Origin of the sequence: Devosia sp. LjRoot3, assembly GCF_964252865.1 — a bacterium.
Classification (GTDB): Bacteria; Pseudomonadota; Alphaproteobacteria; order Rhizobiales; family Devosiaceae; genus Devosia.
In genome coordinates this window covers 512,694-528,868 of sequence record NZ_CAXUPK020000001.1, presented here as the reverse complement: position 1 = coordinate 528,868, position 16,175 = coordinate 512,694, and the positions used below count along the sequence as shown (strand labels likewise).

The 16,175-nt window shown below is 62.7% G+C and carries 14 protein-coding genes; 8 read left to right on the top strand and 6 right to left on the bottom strand.

The window, feature by feature from the left end:
- Window positions 1-45 precede the first annotated feature (45 nt).
- The 6 genes from ACSQ2A_RS02610 (at window position 46) to ACSQ2A_RS02585 (ending at window position 8,449) form a co-directional block, all read left to right on the top strand.
- A complete protein-coding gene (locus tag ACSQ2A_RS02610) occupies window positions 46-1,311 on the top strand; it encodes an AGE family epimerase/isomerase (RefSeq protein WP_436070961.1) in 1,266 nt (421 codons plus the stop codon).
- Window positions 1,312-1,394: 83 nt separating this feature from the next.
- Window positions 1,395-2,180, top strand: coding sequence for an SDR family oxidoreductase (locus ACSQ2A_RS02605; RefSeq protein WP_436070960.1), 786 nt, complete (start codon window positions 1,395-1,397; stop codon window positions 2,178-2,180).
- A gap of 149 nt (window positions 2,181-2,329) precedes the next feature.
- Window positions 2,330-3,160, top strand: a complete 831-nt coding sequence (gene cysQ / locus ACSQ2A_RS02600; RefSeq protein ID WP_436070959.1) for a 3'(2'),5'-bisphosphate nucleotidase CysQ — start codon at window positions 2,330-2,332, stop codon at window positions 3,158-3,160.
- A gap of 129 nt (window positions 3,161-3,289) precedes the next feature.
- Window positions 3,290-3,838, top strand: a complete 549-nt coding sequence (locus ACSQ2A_RS02595) for a PadR family transcriptional regulator (RefSeq protein WP_295411051.1) — start codon at window positions 3,290-3,292, stop codon at window positions 3,836-3,838.
- A gap of 16 nt (window positions 3,839-3,854) precedes the next feature.
- A complete protein-coding gene (locus ACSQ2A_RS02590; RefSeq protein WP_436070958.1) occupies window positions 3,855-5,120 on the top strand; it encodes an efflux RND transporter periplasmic adaptor subunit in 1,266 nt (421 codons plus the stop codon).
- 11 nt (window positions 5,121-5,131) lie between these two features.
- Entirely contained in the window at window positions 5,132-8,449 is a 3,318-nt protein-coding gene (locus tag ACSQ2A_RS02585) for an efflux RND transporter permease subunit (RefSeq protein WP_295411048.1), read from the top strand.
- Window positions 8,450-8,506: 57 nt separating this feature from the next.
- On the opposite strand, the gene ACSQ2A_RS02580 is transcribed toward ACSQ2A_RS02585, so the two are convergent.
- Both ACSQ2A_RS02580 and ACSQ2A_RS02575 read right to left on the bottom strand, forming a co-directional pair.
- A complete protein-coding gene (locus tag ACSQ2A_RS02580; RefSeq protein ID WP_436070957.1) occupies window positions 8,507-8,851 on the bottom strand; it encodes a hypothetical protein in 345 nt (114 codons plus the stop codon).
- Between the two features lie 145 nt (window positions 8,852-8,996).
- A complete protein-coding gene (locus ACSQ2A_RS02575) occupies window positions 8,997-9,485 on the bottom strand; it encodes a GNAT family N-acetyltransferase (RefSeq protein WP_436070956.1) in 489 nt (162 codons plus the stop codon).
- 86 nt (window positions 9,486-9,571) lie between these two features.
- Here ACSQ2A_RS02575 and ACSQ2A_RS02570 point away from each other — a divergent pair, with 86 nt between their 5' ends.
- On the top strand, window positions 9,572-9,787 hold the full coding sequence (locus tag ACSQ2A_RS02570) for a hypothetical protein (protein WP_436070955.1): 216 nt from the start codon (window positions 9,572-9,574) through the stop codon (window positions 9,785-9,787).
- An 8-nt stretch (window positions 9,788-9,795) separates the two neighbouring features.
- The gene (locus ACSQ2A_RS02565; protein WP_436070954.1) at window positions 9,796-10,311 is read left to right on the top strand and encodes a Clp protease N-terminal domain-containing protein; all 516 of its coding nucleotides are present in this window, start codon (window positions 9,796-9,798) and stop codon (window positions 10,309-10,311) included.
- Here ACSQ2A_RS02565 and ACSQ2A_RS02560 read toward each other — a convergent pair whose 3' ends face one another.
- The 4 genes from ACSQ2A_RS02560 to cimA all read right to left on the bottom strand — a co-directional run bounded on the left by ACSQ2A_RS02560 (window position 10,312) and on the right by cimA (window position 16,166).
- Entirely contained in the window at window positions 10,312-12,207 is a 1,896-nt protein-coding gene (locus ACSQ2A_RS02560) for an ABCB family ABC transporter ATP-binding protein/permease (RefSeq protein ID WP_436070953.1), read from the bottom strand.
- The gene (locus ACSQ2A_RS02555) at window positions 12,207-12,527 is read right to left on the bottom strand and encodes an ArsR/SmtB family transcription factor (RefSeq protein ID WP_436070952.1); all 321 of its coding nucleotides are present in this window, start codon (window positions 12,525-12,527) and stop codon (window positions 12,207-12,209) included. Before ACSQ2A_RS02555 ends, ACSQ2A_RS02560 begins: the two co-directional genes overlap by 1 nt.
- A gap of 115 nt (window positions 12,528-12,642) precedes the next feature.
- Complete coding sequence (locus ACSQ2A_RS02550; RefSeq protein ID WP_436070951.1) at window positions 12,643-14,376, bottom strand: LysM peptidoglycan-binding domain-containing protein; 1,734 nt, start codon at window positions 14,374-14,376, stop codon at window positions 12,643-12,645.
- 146 nt (window positions 14,377-14,522) lie between these two features.
- A complete protein-coding gene (cimA, locus tag ACSQ2A_RS02545; protein ID WP_436070950.1) occupies window positions 14,523-16,166 on the bottom strand; it encodes a citramalate synthase in 1,644 nt (547 codons plus the stop codon).
- Between the last annotated feature and the right edge of the window lie 9 nt (window positions 16,167-16,175).

The window sequence follows — 16,175 nt, the reverse complement described above, 5'->3', positions numbered from 1 at the left end:
AAGCTTCCTTGATGCCCGGCATTCTAACGCCGGACGGGAGCCAAGATGAGCGACGCCACCAATTCTCTGCCCAAGACCAATGCCAGCCCCTGGCAGAAGCGCCCTTTTCACCGCCAGTATCTGATGCGGCAGGCCAATGATCTCTTCGACTTTTTCGAAGCGGCCTCGATCAATCCCAAAGGCGGTTTTTTTGAGCTCGACGACGAGGGTATGCCGCTTGAGGAAGACAATGCGGTCCGGCAGATCCATGTGACGACGCGCATGATCCATTGCGCCGTGGTGGGGAGCCTGATCGGGCGGCCGGGATCGGACGAGATCATCGACCATGGCATGAACTATCTCTGGAACAAGCATCGCGACCAGCAGCGCGGCGGCTATGTCTGGTCGCTCGATGACAATGGCCTGAAAGATGGTGCGAAGCAGGCTTATGGGCATGCTTTTGTGCTGCTGGCCGGGTCGAGCGCCAAGCTGGTTGGGCATCCGCTGGCCGACAAGGTGATTGCCGACGCGACCGAGGTGATCGAGAAGCGGTTCTGGGACGATAGTGTCGGGGCGGTGCGCGAAGAGTTCAGCGCCGACTGGACCGAGGTTCGCGGCTATCGCGGGCAGAATTCCAACATGCACCTCACCGAGGCGCTGATGGCGGGCTATGAGGCGACGGGGCAGCAGGCCTATCTCAAGAAGGCCGAGCGCATTGCCGAGCTGATCATCCGCAAGAACGCGGTGCGGCTCAACCATCGCGTGGCCGAGCACTTTGACGAGTATTGGGTGGTCGACAAGAATTATCGGCACCCCAATGAAATGTTCCGCCCTTCGGGCACGACGCCGGGCCATTGGCTGGAATGGTCGCGCCTGCTCTATCAGCTCTGGGTTTTGGGCCAGAAGCAGCACTCGTGGATGACCGAGGCGGCGCGGAACCTGTTCCAGCGCTCGATCGAGCTTGGTTGGGACAAGGTGCATGGCGGCTTTTTCTATACGCTCGACTGGAACGACGAGCCCGCCATCCGCGAAAAGCTCTGGTGGCCGGTGGCCGAGGCTATTGGTGCGGCTAGCTATATTTCGGCGCATGACAATGATGCCTATTTCCAGGTCTGGTATCGCAAGCTCTGGGACTATGCCGAGAACCATGTGATCGACCATGCGCGTGGCGGTTGGCTCAGCGAGTTGAAGGAAGACCTGACGCCGGCTTCGAACCTGTTTGTGGGCAAGCCGGATATTTATCACGCGCTGCAGGCCTGCCTGATCCCGCTCTATCCGGCGACCGGCAGCCTCACCCACGCCATCATCGAGCAGGACCACAAGGTCCGGTAAGTCTTGGACGTTTCGAGAAATCGGGCGGCGTGGGACAACCCTGCGCCGCCTTTTGCGTTTTGCCTGTCAGCAAGGAGGCGTGGATGCAGACCCTTTCGAACAAGACCGCATTGGTGACCGGGGCAGGCTCGGGGATTGGCAAGGCGACGGCGCTGCTCCTGGCGCGGGAGGGCGCCAATGTTGCGGTGTTGAGCCGGACCAAGGCGGAGGTCGATGCCGTGGCGGCAGAGATCGAGGACCAGGGCGGCAAGGCGATCAGCATTACGGCGGATATTTCGGATGACCGGGATATGGCGCGGGCCGTGGCGCTGGTGGTCGAGCGGTTTGGAAAGCTCGATATCGTCGTGGCCAATGCGGGGATCAACGGGGTTTGGGCGCCGATCGAGGAGATCACGCCGGAGGAATGGGACAAGACGATCACGGTCAATCTGCGCGGGACCTATCTGACGCTGCATCATGCGGTGCCGCGACTTGAAGCGGCGGGAGGCGGGGCGATCGTGATCATTTCGTCGATCAATGGGACGCGGACGTTTACGACGCCGGGGGCATCGGCCTATTCGGCGACGAAGGCGGCGCAGCTGGCAATAGCGCAGCAATTGGCGCTGGAGCTGGGGCCGCGCGGGATCAGGGTCAACGCGGTTTGCCCGGGCTCGATCGAGAGTCAGATCGGGGAGAATACGAGCAAGCGCGGGATGGAAAAGACCGAGATACCGGTGAGTTTTCCGCGGGGTGATATTCCGATTACCGGGGGTAAGCCGGGCAAGGCCGAGGATGTGGCCGAGGTGGTGCTGTTTCTGGTTTCGGATGCGTCGCGGCATATTACGGGGACGCCGGTCTGGATCGATGGGGGGCAAGGGTTGTTGCGGTAGGGTTTTACGCACCAGCGTTTGCCGAACCCCCACCCTTGATCTCTCCCCACAAGGGGGAGGGAGTCGATGGAGCCGGCAAATTCGGTCGATTGTCAGGCGGCAGAGACAGGCGTAAAGACGCGCTGACTTTCTCCCAAAAAGCCGGCCAAATGACCGATAGTTCTGTTCTTGCCGCCTCCCAGACCATTACCGATCTTGCAGTTGAAGCTGCGATCGCAGCGGCGGCAGTGATCCTCGATGTCTATTCGCGGCCGATCCATGCCGTAGCGAAATCGGATGGGTCGCCGGTGACCGAAGCAGATGCGGCGGCCGAACAGATTATCATTGCGCATCTAAAGGAAACCGGGCTGCCGGTTCTGGGCGAGGAGAGCGTGGCTGCGGGTATCGTGCCGGTTCTGGGCGAGCGCTATTTCGTTGTCGATCCGCTCGATGGGACCAAGGAATTCATCAAGCGCAATGGCGAATTCACCGTCAATATCGGGCTTGTGGAACATGGCAAGCCGACCATGGGCGTGGTGCTAGCGCCGGTGACGGGCGAGATTTTCGTTGGCGATGCCAATGGTGCCTGGACCGGGCGCGTGGTCGATGGCGTCGTGACGGAGAAGCGCGAGACCAAGGTGGGCTGGTTGCCGCGCCTTCGGATCGTTGCCAGCCGCTCGCACGGGCACGAGGCGCTCGAAAAACTTTGCCAGACGCTCGATGTCGAGAGCGATGTGTCGGTGGGATCGTCGCTAAAATTCTGTCTGTTGGCGCGCGGCGATGCGCAGCTTTACCCGCGATTTACCCCAACTTGCGAATGGGACACGGCGGCTGGCCAGGCGGTACTGGAAGCGGCGGGGGGAGCCGTGGTAACACTCGATGGCGCCCCGATGCGCTACGGAAAGCACGAGCTGAGCTTCCTCAATCCGTACTTTGTGGCCGCGGCGAGCCTGGAACTCGCCCAAAAGGCCGCAAAAGAGATGCAGACGCTGCTAGAATAAAAGCGTCATGCAACAGACGCTTAACTGATCTGCACGATCACAACCCTCGTAAATCTTGTGTGCCGGGGGTTGTACATATATAGCCCCGGCATATATCGAACCGGCATAGTGCCGGAAGGATTATGCTAGATGAACGTGCGGACGCTCTGTCTATCGGTGCTCTACGAGGGTGAGGCCACGGGTTATGACATCCGTCGCATGTGCACCGAGGGCGAGTTCGCCTATTTCGTGGAAGCCAGCTTTGGCTCGATCTATCCAGCGCTCGCCAAGCTCGAAGACGATGGCCTTGTAACAAGCCGTACGGTGCCGCAGGACGGCAAGCCGGCGCGGAAGGTCTATTCCATCACCGATGGCGGACGCCAGGCTTTTGCCGAGGAGCTGTCGGCGCCACTGGGCGAAGATGTTTTTCGCAGTCCGTTTCTTCTGCTGGCACGTTTTGTCAGCATCCTGCCGCAAAGTCTGGTCGCCGACAGGGTGACCGAACATCTCGAGCGGATGACCGCCGAGCGGCAGCAATTGGACCAGGCACGGTCCGAACAGGAATGCAGCCCGGCCGATTGCTGGGTTCTCAATTACGGTCGTGAAGTTTTGGGCGTTGCAGAGAAGTATCTGCGTACCCATATGCACGAACTGATCAACTTATCGCGAGCCGACGAGCGCAAGGACGCGGCGGAATAAAAGGGGCAGATATTCTATGCGTGCATTGTTTTCCTATGGCCTGGCGCTGCTAATCCTGCTTGGAGCAGGCGCCTGGCTCACCACTGGTACCCTCGTGCAGGGGGGTAACGGCCCGGGCAATGGCGAAAAGCCGATCATCTCCGTCATCGAAGGCGAAGAGCACGGACCCGTGCACAACGCGCTTGCCGATGCCGGCGTTCTGGCTGAACACCATGCGCCTGAAACCGACCCTGCCCTGACCATTGCCCAACGCAATGAAGCAACGACCGGTTCCAATGCCCCGCTGCCGGACGTGCGGACGCAGACCTTTACCGCCCAGCCGATGCCGGTCGAAGTGCCGCTGCGCGGCCGCACCCAGGCCAAGGCCATGGTGACCGCCGTCGCCGAAACTGCCGGCACGGTCGACACCGTGCATGTGACCAAGGGCCAGCGCGTGGAAGTGGGTGACCTGCTCTGCACGCTCGACCAGGGCACCCGCGTTGCTGCCGTCGCCCAGGCTCAGGCCGGCGTCGACCAGGCCAATGCGGCTCTCGCCCAGGCCCAGCTCAATTTCGACACCAATGCGGGCCTGCGCGAAAAAGGCCTTGCCGCTGCCAATACCGCTAACGCTGCCGACGTGGCCCTCGCCCAGGCCAAGGCAGGCGTGAGCCAGGCTGCAGCCGGTCTCGACAATGCGAAAGCCGAACTCGACCGCACCGAAATTACCGCCAAGGTGGCCGGCCTCGTTCAGGACCCGGTGGCCCTTGCCGGCTCGATGCTGAATGCCGGTGGCGCCTGCGCCACTATCGTGCAGCTCGACCCGATGATCTTTGCCGGCATGGTTCCGGAAAAGCATATTGGCCTCGCCAAGCTCGGTCTCGTTGCCGCGATCAAGACCGTGACGGGCCAGGCAGTCGAAGGCAAGGTGACCTATATCGCCTCGCAGGCTGACAATGCCACCCGCGCCTTCCCGGTCGAAATCGAAATCCCGAATGCCGATTTTGCCATCAAGGACGGCGTGACCGCCGAGGCTCTCGTCAATCTCGGCGCGGCTCCGGGCCATCTGCTGCCGCAGTCGGTGCTGACGCTCGATGACGAAGGCACGCTCGGCGTGCGGACCGTCGAAGACGGCGTCGTGGCGTTCCACGAAGTGACCATCGTCAGCGACACCCGTCAGGGCGTCTGGGTGACGGGCCTGCCCCCGGTGACCGAAGTGATCACCGTCGGCCAGGAAGGTGTGACTGCCGGACAGGCCGTGAAGGCCAGCCCCGCTCCTAAGACGACCGAAACCGCAGCCAGCTAAGGACGAGTTTCATGCTCGACTTCATTGAAAAAATCCTGAGGATGCCGAGAGTCGTCCTCACCGTCATGGCGATCGTCCTGACGGCTGGTACGGCTGCGTACCTCTCCATGCCCAAGGAGAGTTTCCCGGCCATCGACGTTCCCTATCTCTACGTCTCGATCAGCCAGACCGGCGTGTCGCCGCGCGACGCGGAAAACCTGCTCGCCAAGCCGGCGGAAGAAGAACTCGCCAATCTGCCGGGCCTGCAGAATATCACCTCGACCTCGACCACCGGCCATGCGTCGGTGATCCTCGAATTCGACATCAATACCGACAAGGACCAGGCCCTTCAGGATACGCGCGCCAAGATGGACGCGATCAAGGCCAAGCTCCCGGCCGATGCCGATGACCCGACGGTCAGCGAAATCGACTTTATCGGCCCGATCATGTCGGTGGCGATCTATGGTACGGCGCCTGAAAAGGAACTGACCCGCCGCGCCGAAGAACTGCAGGACGCGCTCGAAGCCCTTGGCGACGTGCGCGAAGTCAAGCTCTCGGGTTCGCGCAAGGAACAGCTCGAAGTCCGCATCGACCTGCTGCGTCTTGAGGCCTATGGCCTCACCGCCAGCCAGCTGCTCGACGCGCTTTCGCGCAACAACATGGTGGTCCCCGGCGGTACGCTCAATACCGGACAGGGCTCGTTCAATATCGAAGTGCCGGGCCTGATCAGCAATGCGCAGGACGTTTATGACCTGCCGATCAAGACCGATGGCAATACCGTCGTCACCTTCGGCGATGTCGCAACGATCACCCGCAACCTTGCCGATGCGACCGAATATACCCAGGTGAACGGCTCTCCGGCCCAGATCCTTGGCGTTTCCAAGAAACTCGGCACCAACATCATCAACGTTTCGGACCAGGTTCGCGCGACGACGGAAGAACTCGCCAAGACCTGGCCAAGCGGGGTGAGCTACTCCGTCTTCCTCGACCAGGCCGACACGACGACGAGCCTCTTCCGCTCGCTTGAAGCGGCGGTGCTTACCGCCGTGGCTCTGGTGCTGATCACCTGTATCGCAACGCTGGGTCTGCGCCCCGCGCTGATGATCGGCCTTTCCATCCCGCTCTCGTTCATGATGGCCTTCCTCGTGGCGCAGATGCTGGGCATGACCATCAATATGATGGTGATGTTCGGGCTTGTGATCGCGGTGGGCGTGCTCGTCGACGACCCTGTTGTGGTCGTGGAATATGCCGAACGAAAGCTGCAGGAAGGCGTGCCCAAGCGCGAAGCCTTCATCATGGCCATGCGGAAAATGTTCGTGCCGGTGGTGGGCGCTACGGCGACCACGCTCGGCGCCTTCATTCCGCTGCTGTTCTGGCCGGGCATTATCGGCAAGTTCATGAGCTATCTGCCGATGATCGTGATCATCGTCATGATCGCCTCGTTCATTTCCGCTTTGATCTTCATGCCGGTTATCGGCTCGGTGATCGCCTCGACCCACGTGGACGAGAAGGAAAAGGCCAAGGCCGACATCGTCATGTATCCGGACAAGTTCGACCCCAAGAAGGTCACTGGCCTGACCGGGTTCTATGTGCGGATCATGGAAAAGCTGATCTCCTGGCCTGTGCCGACGCTGGCAGTGGGTTTCGGGATCATCGTGGCGATCTTCATCGCCTACTCGACCAACCCGACCGGCTCGGAAGCCTTCCCGGCTTCGGAACCCGAATATGCGACGGTTGCCGTGGTCGGCCAGGGCAATTACTCGCCCGAGGAAATCCGCGACATGCTGATCGAGGTCGAAGACCAGATCCTGCAGGTCAACGGCATCCAGGACGTGATTATGCAGTTCGGCACGACGGGCGCCTTTGGCACCATGCCGCCGGACACGATCGGCAACTTCCAGCTGCAGCTCGTCAACTGGAACCATCGTGTACCAGCCGCGACGATCTTTGCCGACATCCGCAATCGCGTCGACAATATTGCCGGCCTCGATATTCAGGTGCTGGCGGCGGAAAATGGTCCGCCGGCGGGCAAGGACCTGAACATGCGCGTCGAGAGCAAAAACTACGACGACCTGGTGCCCGTGGTTGCCGCTATTCGCGACCATCTGTCTACCTGGCCGGAAGTGGTCGACGCTGAAGACGGCCGCCCCTCCCCCGGTATCGACTGGCAGATCACCGTCGATCGCGCCGAGGCGGGCAAGTATGGCATTGGTGTGCGTGAGCTCGTGCCCTATGTGCAGCTCATCACCAATGGCGTGAAGCTCGGCACCTATCGCGACGGCGAAACCGGCGACGAACTCGACATTCGTGTTCGCCTGCCCAAGGACGAGCGCACCTTCGACGCACTCGACTCCATGCGCATCGCCACCCAGAACGGCATGATCCCGGTTTCGAACTTCATCGATCGCCAGGCTGTGCCCAAGGTCGCCAATATCGAGCGCCGCAACCAGGTTTATGTGATGAACGTGGCTGCGGGCCTCACCAACCTGCCCGAAGGCGTCTATGCCGCCGACAAGGTGGCCGAGCTGCAGAAGTGGATCGGCGAGCAGGGCTTCCCCGAAAGCGTCAATGTCGCTTTCGGTGGTGCCGAAGAGCAGATGGGCGACGCCAACGCCTTCATCGTCCAGGCGATGGGCATGGCAATGGCCCTGATCTTCTTCATCCTGCTGCTCGAATATAACAGCTTCTACCAGGTGATGGTGACGCTCTCGACCGTGGTCATGTCGGTGGCAGGCGTGCTTCTGGGCATGCTGGTAACTGGGATGAGTTTTTCGGCGATCATGACCGGTCTCGGCATCGTGGCGCTGGCGGGTATTGTGGTGAAAAACGGCATCGTGCTGATCGACACCTACAATGACTATAACCGCCACCAGCATGTGGAGCCGGTGAAGGCCATGCTGCTGACGGTCAGCCAGCGTGTCCGTCCGGTTCTGCTGACGGCTTTCCTCACGGCACTGGGCGTTATCCCGATGTGGGCGAACGTCGAGTTCGACTTCATCCGCCGTGAAATCGTCATCGGTGGCATTGCCGGTTCGTGGTTCATCCACCTTTCGGCAGCGCTGGTTTCGGGCCTGTTCTTCTCGACCCTGCTGACGCTGATCATGGTGCCGGTGATGATCACCGCGCCGAGCGTGATGTGGAAGCAGATCAAGTGGCTGGGCACGAACTTTGCGAGCGTCGGCCAATGGGTGACGAGCCCGTTCCGCGGCAAGACCGCCGCGGCACCGGCCGGTTTTGACGGCGTTGCCGTAGAAATTCCGGACGATGCCGACGGCAAGAAGTATGTCGTGAGCAAGGAAGCCGGGCTCGGCGACAAGGAAAAGGACGACCGTCGCGACGCGGCGGAGTGAGCTTGGACTGAGACAGAATGAGAGAGGCCCGCAGCGATGCGGGCCTTTTTGTTTGGTTCAGGTCCTGTTGTCGTTAGCCGTCTCCGTCACCATCCGGCGAAAATTCTCGTTGATCCGGCCCAATATTTCAGCGTGGAAGAGGCGTAGTACACGTTCGAACTCAAGGCCTGCCAAGCGATATCCGAACTCCTCCAGACGGTCCATGAGCGCCTGCGGCCTGGGTTCGACCTGGTGTATGGCGGCATCGTCAGGCAGCGCGGCGAGGAGCGCCGCGTGGGTTCGAAAGCCGTAGTAGGCGGCGATTGCCTCATCGGCATGCGAGGACTTCACGGTCCGCCAGATGGTGCGAAGACAACGTTTGAAGAGCGCGACCGTGTCGCGCTTGATGTCATTGACAGGCATTTGCGATCCCAATGATCGGGCCGTGTCCGCCGATTACGCACGCCCTGAAGGGTCGCTTGCTCAGCCAAAACCCCGTTCAACCCGGCGGCAGGTTTGGTGGGATGCCGAGCGCGAGATTAGCGCCAGGCTGCTCGTCTGCAAAGGGTCACTTCGTGCCCACTACGAAGTCGTGCAATCGCCAGTCGTCGCCGTCGAAGTGGATGTCGCGGCTGATGGGGTTTTGGGGCGCCAGGGATTTGGACCAGAACGACTGTGCTGCTCGGTTCGCGTGGGGGACGGCGATGTGCCATTGGCCGGGGTGGGCTTGGAGGGCCTGCTGGACGGCGGAGCGGCCGGTGCCCCTGCCCCGGTAGGCTTTCAACACGAAGAATTCGGCCATGAACCAGCAGGGTGCCCTGCCGGTAAGAGGGCATTCATCGATGACGAGGGCGAAGCCGGCGATCTCGTCGCCGGACATGATGAAATAGGGGAAGCGCCAGAAGCGGTCGAGGAAATCGTAGCTGTAGCGGCCGTCGACGCCGACTGGGAACGGCATGAACTCGGTCATGTCGTGGAGGTAGAGTTGGATCAGGTTGGCGATGACCGGCTTCTGGTCGGGGTGGGCGGGGACGAGGCTGACGGAAGGCTGGGACATGGTCTCAGCCTAGCCGACAGATACTTGCGTGGCCAGCGTCAACGATGGTTGACGAGATGCCCACCGTCAACTATTGTTGACGCATAATGACAGAGAGCAAGATCGATCCATCGGAAGACCCTGAGGCCGCGCTGGCCAGTGTCGTGGCGTTGCGGCGTATGGCCGACCAGTTGGAACTGCAGGCTGTGGCGGAGGCGCTGAAGCGCGGCTGGAGCTGGTCGCAGATCGCCATGGCGCTCGGCGTCAGCAAGCAGGCTGCGCATAAGCGGCTGTCCGGTCTGGTTGAACCCCCCAAGAAGTGAGGAATGCCATGTTGAAGCGTTTGATGCAGGCGGCGAAGGACGCCGGCACGCTGAAGGTTTTGTGCGAGACCGCTGAGGGTTTGGCGCGGGCGGATGGGCGCGAGGCGCCGGAGGCGGAGCATTTTGTGGAGGCGGCATTGGCACTGCCGGATGGTTCGGCAGGGCGCGTCTTTGCTCGGCTCGGGCTGGATGGTGCTGCTTTCAAGACGGCATTGGCAGAACAGCATCGGGAGGCGCTGCGGGCCGTGGGTGTCGATGGTGTGGTGGTGGAAAGCGCGCTGGGCGTGAGCCCGCCCCTGCCCCCGGCTGAGGGCGTCTATCGGGCTGCACCCTCTGGGCAGATCGTGGTGCAGGAACTGGCGCGGCTGCGGCAGCGTGGGGTGACAGGGCCGCTTGCGGGATCGCATGTGATCAAGGTTGTGGCCGAGATGGGCCACGGAACGGCAGCGCGGGCCCTGCGCCAGATGGGCGGGGACCCGCAGGCCTTTGTTGCGGCGGCGGATGCGGAGATCGCCGCCGCCTGATTATTCCGCGGCAGGAGCGCCACGCTTGACGAAGCCGTCGGGGTCTTCCTGGGCCAGAGCCAAGGCTTCTTCGGCTTCGGTCGCTTCGCGCTGGCGGCTCCACATCTGTGCGTAGAGACCGTTCTGGGCGAGGAGCTGGCTGTGGCTGCCCCGCTCGGCAACGAGGCCTTCGCGGAGGACCAGGATTTCGTCGGCATTGATCACCGTGGACAGACGGTGGGCGATGACGACGGTGGTGCGGTTGCGCGAGACGACGTCGAGGGCGGCCTGGATGTCGCGCTCGGTCTTGGTGTCGAGGGCCGAGGTCGCCTCATCGAGGATGAGGATGGACGGGGCCTTCAAAATCGTGCGGGCGATGGCAACGCGCTGCTTTTCGCCGCCCGAAAGTTTCAGGCCACGTTCGCCGACCGGGGTTTCATAGCCCTTGGGGAGTGCCTCGATGAAGGCGCCGACTTGGGCCATCTGGGCGGCCTGGCGGACTTCGTCCATCGAAGCGCCGGGGCGGCCATATTCGATATTGTAGCCGATGGTGTCGTTGAAGAGCACCGTGTCCTGCGGGACCATGCCGATGGTGGAGCGCAGGCTTTCCTGCGTCACGTCGCGCAGGTCCTGCCCGTCGATGGTGATGCTACCGCCGGTGACATCGTAGAAGCGATAGAGCAGGCGCGAGATGGTCGACTTGCCGGCGCCGGTTGGGCCGACGATGGCGACGGTCTTGCCGGCGGGCACTTCGAAGCTGACACCCTTGAGGATCGGGCGATCGGAATCGTAGTGGAAGGTGACATCCTCGAAGCGGATGACCGGGCCGGTGACGGCGAGTGGCTTCGCATCAGGCTTGTCGAGGATTTCCGGATCCTGATCGAGCAGCTTGAACATGGCCTCGATATCGGTGAGGCCCTGGCGGAGTTCGCGATAGACGAAGCCGATGAAATTGAGCGGGCGATAAACCTGCATCAGGAAGGTGTTGAGCAGGACGAAATCGCCCAGTGTCAGGCGGCCATCCATGACGCCCAGAATAGCCATGATGGAGATGACGAGGAAGCCGCCATAGAAAATGACGGCCTGGCCAAAGTTGAGCCAGCCCAGCGAGGTCCAGATGCGAATGGCGGATTTTTCGTAGTTCGCCATGGAGCGATCGTAGCGCTCGGCTTCCATCTTCTCGTTGGCGAAGTATTTCACCGTTTCGTAGTTGAGAAGGCTGTCGATGGCCTTGCCGTTCGCATCCGTATCGGAATCGTTCATGTCCCGGCGGATGGCGATACGCCAGTTGGATGCCTTGATGGTGAACCAGAGATAGGCCCAGATCATCACCACCAGGACGCCGACATAGCTGACGCCGAAGAGCCAGACGAAGATGACGGCGACGACCACGAACTCGAGAATGGTCGGGACGATATTGAGCATGGCGAAGCGGACGACCGTTTCGATGCCCTTGGTGCCGCGCTCGATGACGCGGGAAAGGCCGCCGGTGCGGCGCGCCAGGTGGAAGCGCAGCGACAGGCGATGGACGTGGTGGAAGGTTTCGAGGGCCAGCTTGCGCACGGCATGCTGGCCGACGCCGGCAAAGAGCACGTCGCGCAATTGCTGGAAGGCAGCATCGAGGATGTTGCCCAGCACATAGGCAATCACCAGCACGACGGGGACGGCAAGGCCCAGGATGAGCTGGCTGTCTGCGTCGGTGCCGCCGAGGCTATCGATGATGCCCTTGTAGGCGAAGGGAATGAGCGTGGTCGCGACCTTGCTGACGACCAGCGCGCCGAGAGCCAGCACCACCTGCATGCGCAGGTCGGGACGGCCTTCGGGCCACATATAGGGCCAGAGATTGCGAACTGTAGAGAATACAGAGCCTTCGTCCGCGCTAACGGACGGCTTCTTTTCAGTGCTGTTATTAGCCATCAGGCCGGTTCCGCTTCCTTGTGGGGCGCTTGGAAGTTGAGGCCATCGAGCAGGCCTCCAAAGGCGGTTCCGATTTCGGACAGCCGGTCATGCCGGATCATGTAACGATTACGCGTGCCATGAGGCTTGCGCTCGATCAGGCCAGCATCGAGCAGCACTTTTATGTGCTGGGAGACGGTGGACTGGGCGAGCGGCAAGGATTCGGTGACGTCGCCACAGCAACATTCCCGCTGCTGCTGGCTCGCGAGGAACCGCAGGATGTTGAGCCGGACTGGATGACCCAGGGCTCGCATGATGTTGGCGATGTCGTCGTCTTGCATGGGGGGGGCCGGCCGAATTAATCGGTGAATTGCGATGAACATGGTGAGGATTGGCTGGAAGGTCAATCCCTGAGTGAAAATGGCGCCCGGTGGGCGCCATTTCCTGTCAGTAACCTCACTGCGGGAGTGAGAAGACCTGGCCGGGATAGATGCGATCGGGATCGCGGATCTGTCCGGTATTGGCATCGTAGATGGTCGTATATTTGATGCCTTCGCCATAGACGCGGCGGGCGATGGTCCAGAGATTGTCGCCGCGACGGATGATGGCCTTGCCCGAGGCGAAACGCTGGGCATCGGGGGAACCGACTGATACCGCGACCATGGTGGGCACGGCGGGTTCGGCGACCGGCTGCGGGGCGGTTGGCGCTGCGGCGACGGCAGGTTGCTGGGCCGGAGCGGCAGGGGTTGCCGGAGCAGGCGTTACAGCAGGAGCAGCGGCGACTGGCGCCGGCGTTGCTGCCGGTTGAGCAGCAGTCGCGGCGGTCTGGGCCGGCGCCGGTGCAGCCGGCTCGGTCGGAGCGGGAGCGGGCGTGGCGGCAGTGGGAGCGGCAGCAGCAGCAGGCTCAGTCGCAGGTGCGGCCGGAGCAGCAGGTTGAGCCGGAGCGGGCGTGGTGGCCGGGGCAGCGGCAGGTGCGGGTGCAGCGGTCGGAGCCGCCGGGGGCGTCACGTCGGCGCTGGCGACGGCCGTTGCGGGTTCTTCCGCGGGTACGTCGACGACGAAATCGACTTCGGCGCGGGCGATCACGTCGGGTGAACCGGCGGCGAGCAGGTCGGCGCGGACGCGCTGGCTCGGGGCGTCGAGCACATCACCGCCTTCGACCAGCCAGCGACCGCCTTCGATCGGGGAGTCGGCGACGAAGGTGTCATCGACATAGAGACGGACGATGCCGCCTTCAGGACCGGCACCGGCGAAGAAGGTCTGGTTGCCCTCGATTTCGATGGCGTCGATAGTGGGCGGAACGTCGGCAAGCTGGGCTGCTGGCACGGCGGCAGGCACGGCTGGAGCTTCCGGAGGCGTAGCGGCGGCCGTGGGGGTGGCTGGCTCGGGCGCGGTTGCTACAGCGGTCGGGGCGGCAGCCTCGGGAGTAGCTGCAGGCGCAGGTGCCGTAGCGGGTGCAGGTGTGGTCGGCGTCGTGGCGGCGGCCGGCGAGGATACTTCGGGCGCGGCGGGCGCTTGCACCACCTCCGTCTGAGCAGGTGCCGGGGTCGCAGGCGTTGTTGCCGGGGTGGCGGGAGCAGCAGGGGCAGTCGTGGGCGCAGCAGCGACGGCGACTGGCGCCGGCTCGGCTGCGGTTGGGGCGGCGGGTTCGGCCGTGGCGACCGCCGTTGCGGCCGGCGCGTCTGTGCGGGTCAGACCTTGCAGGACTTCGCTCGCCTGGCCCGGGGCACTGGCGACAACCAGCGGCTGGGTGGACTTGTCTTCGTTGACGACGACGACAAAGGACTGGGCCGCCCTGCCCTCCTTGCCCCGTTCGGCGAGCGTGATTTCAACGCCGCCGGCCGGCAGGGGCTGATCAGGCACGAAGACCCAATCGCCGGAGCTTTCGACCGTGGTGCTGCCGAGCAAGGTGTCATCGGAATAGACTTCCACTTCGCTGCCGGGCCTGCCGCTGCCGGCGATGACCACGGAGCCATCGGGCTCGGCGCGGAGCAGGCCGAAGGTCGCGGCGACGAGATTTTCCGGAACATCGGCGGGTGGGACGACGTCGAGCGCAGGGGCGGTGAGCTGTGCTTCGGGCGCGGCTGGTGCGGCGGGCACGGCCGGCGCTTCGACTTCTGCCACGGCTTCCACCGGCGCCTTGGGGAAGAGGCCGGCATCGCCGAGTTTGCCCCTGATGCACTGGCCCATGCCATCGGGGCTGTTGAAGCAGTTTACCGCAGTGGGGGCGACAAAAACGCCGGCAATGACGAGCAGAGTGACGGCAACTGCCCCGATCGTCAGGGCGAGAGGTCGTTTCGGAGCAGTTTCGGCCAGTTTGTCCTCCCGGACGGTTGTCAGCCAGTCGCCTTTTGAGCTGGCCGCGCAGTCGCCAATACTGAGGACGACTGCACCGCTTCAGTCTTCAACAGCTTGTATGTGATTGATTCATACAGAGCTTCAAAGGACGCATCAATGATATTGGACGAGACGCCGATGGTGCTCCACCGCTCGCCAGTGCCATCTCGGCTTTCAACCAGTACACGGGTGACCGCGCCCGTGCCGCCGTCCAGGATACGGACCTTGAAATCGACCAGTTCCAGGTCTTCGATGCGCGCCGAATAAATGCCGAGGTCTTTGCGGAGGGCCTGATCCAGGGCGTTGACCGGGCCATTGCCCTCGGCGACGGACATGAGCAATTGGCCATCGACGCGGACTTTTACCACGGCCTCGGTGACGGTGATCTCTTCGCCCTGCGCATTGTGGCGGCGCTCGACCATGGCGCGATAGTGCTCGACATCGAAGAAGCTTGGCAACGTGCCGAGGACTGAGCGGGCGAGGACGGCGAAGGAGGCGTCGGCGCCGTCATAGGAATAACCCTGGGCTTCGCGCTCTTTGACTGTGGCGAGCAGCTTTTCGAGGCGGGGGTCGTCTTTTTCGAGCACGATGTCGTGGCGCGCGAGAGCGGTGAGCAGGTTGGATTTGCCGGCCTGCTGGGAGACCATGATGGCGCGTTCATTGCCCACGCTTTCGGGCGGGACGTGCTCGTAGGTCGAAAAATCCTTGAGCAGGGCCGAGGCGTGGATGCCGGCCTTGGTGGCGAAGGCAGCGGCGCCGACATAGGGCGCCTGGCGCGCCGGGGCGCGATTGAGGCGATCGTCGAAGGCGCGGGAAATGTGCGTCAGGCGTTCGAGTTTTTCGGGCGTGATGCCGGTTTCGAAGCGCTCGGCATAATAGGGTTTTAGGACCAGCGTCGGAATCAGGGTGACGAGATTGGCATTGCCGCAGCGCTCACCGAGGCCGTTGAGCGTGCCCTGGACCTGGCGCACGCCGGTTTCGACGGCGGCGAGGGCATTGGCGACGGCTTGGCCGGTATCGTCATGGGGGTGGATGCCGAGTTTTTCGCCGGGGGCGAATTTGAGGACGGTGCCGACGATGGTGCGCACTTCGGAGGGCATGGTGCCGCCATTGGTGTCGCAGAGGACGACCCAGCGGGCGCCGGCTTCGAGGGCCGTGGTGACGCAGGAGAGGGCGTATTCGGGATTGGCTTTGAACCCATCGAAGAAGTGTTCGAGGTCGATAAGCACTTCCTTGCCGGCTGATGCCGCTGTGCGGACCGTGTCGGCGAGGCCTTCGAGGTGTTCGTCGGTGGTGGAGCCAAGGGCAAGTTCGACCTGATAGTCCCAGGCCTTGGCGACGAAACAGGTGGCGGCTGCGGCGGAATTGACGAGACCCTGTACGCCGGGATCATTGGCGGCGGAGCGCCCTGCCCGCTTGGTCATGCCGAAGGCGGTGAAGGTGGCGCTTTTGGTGCGCTTTTTTTCGAAAAAGGCCGTGTCGACGGGATTGGCGCCCGGATAGCCGCCTTCGATGTAGTCGACGCCCAGCTCCTCCAGGAGATCAATAATGGCGATCTTGTCCTCGAGCGAGAATTCTACGCCGGCCGTCTGCGCGCCGTCGCGCAGGGTCGTGTCGAAAAGATAGAGGCGGTCTCGGGACATTTTTGGGGC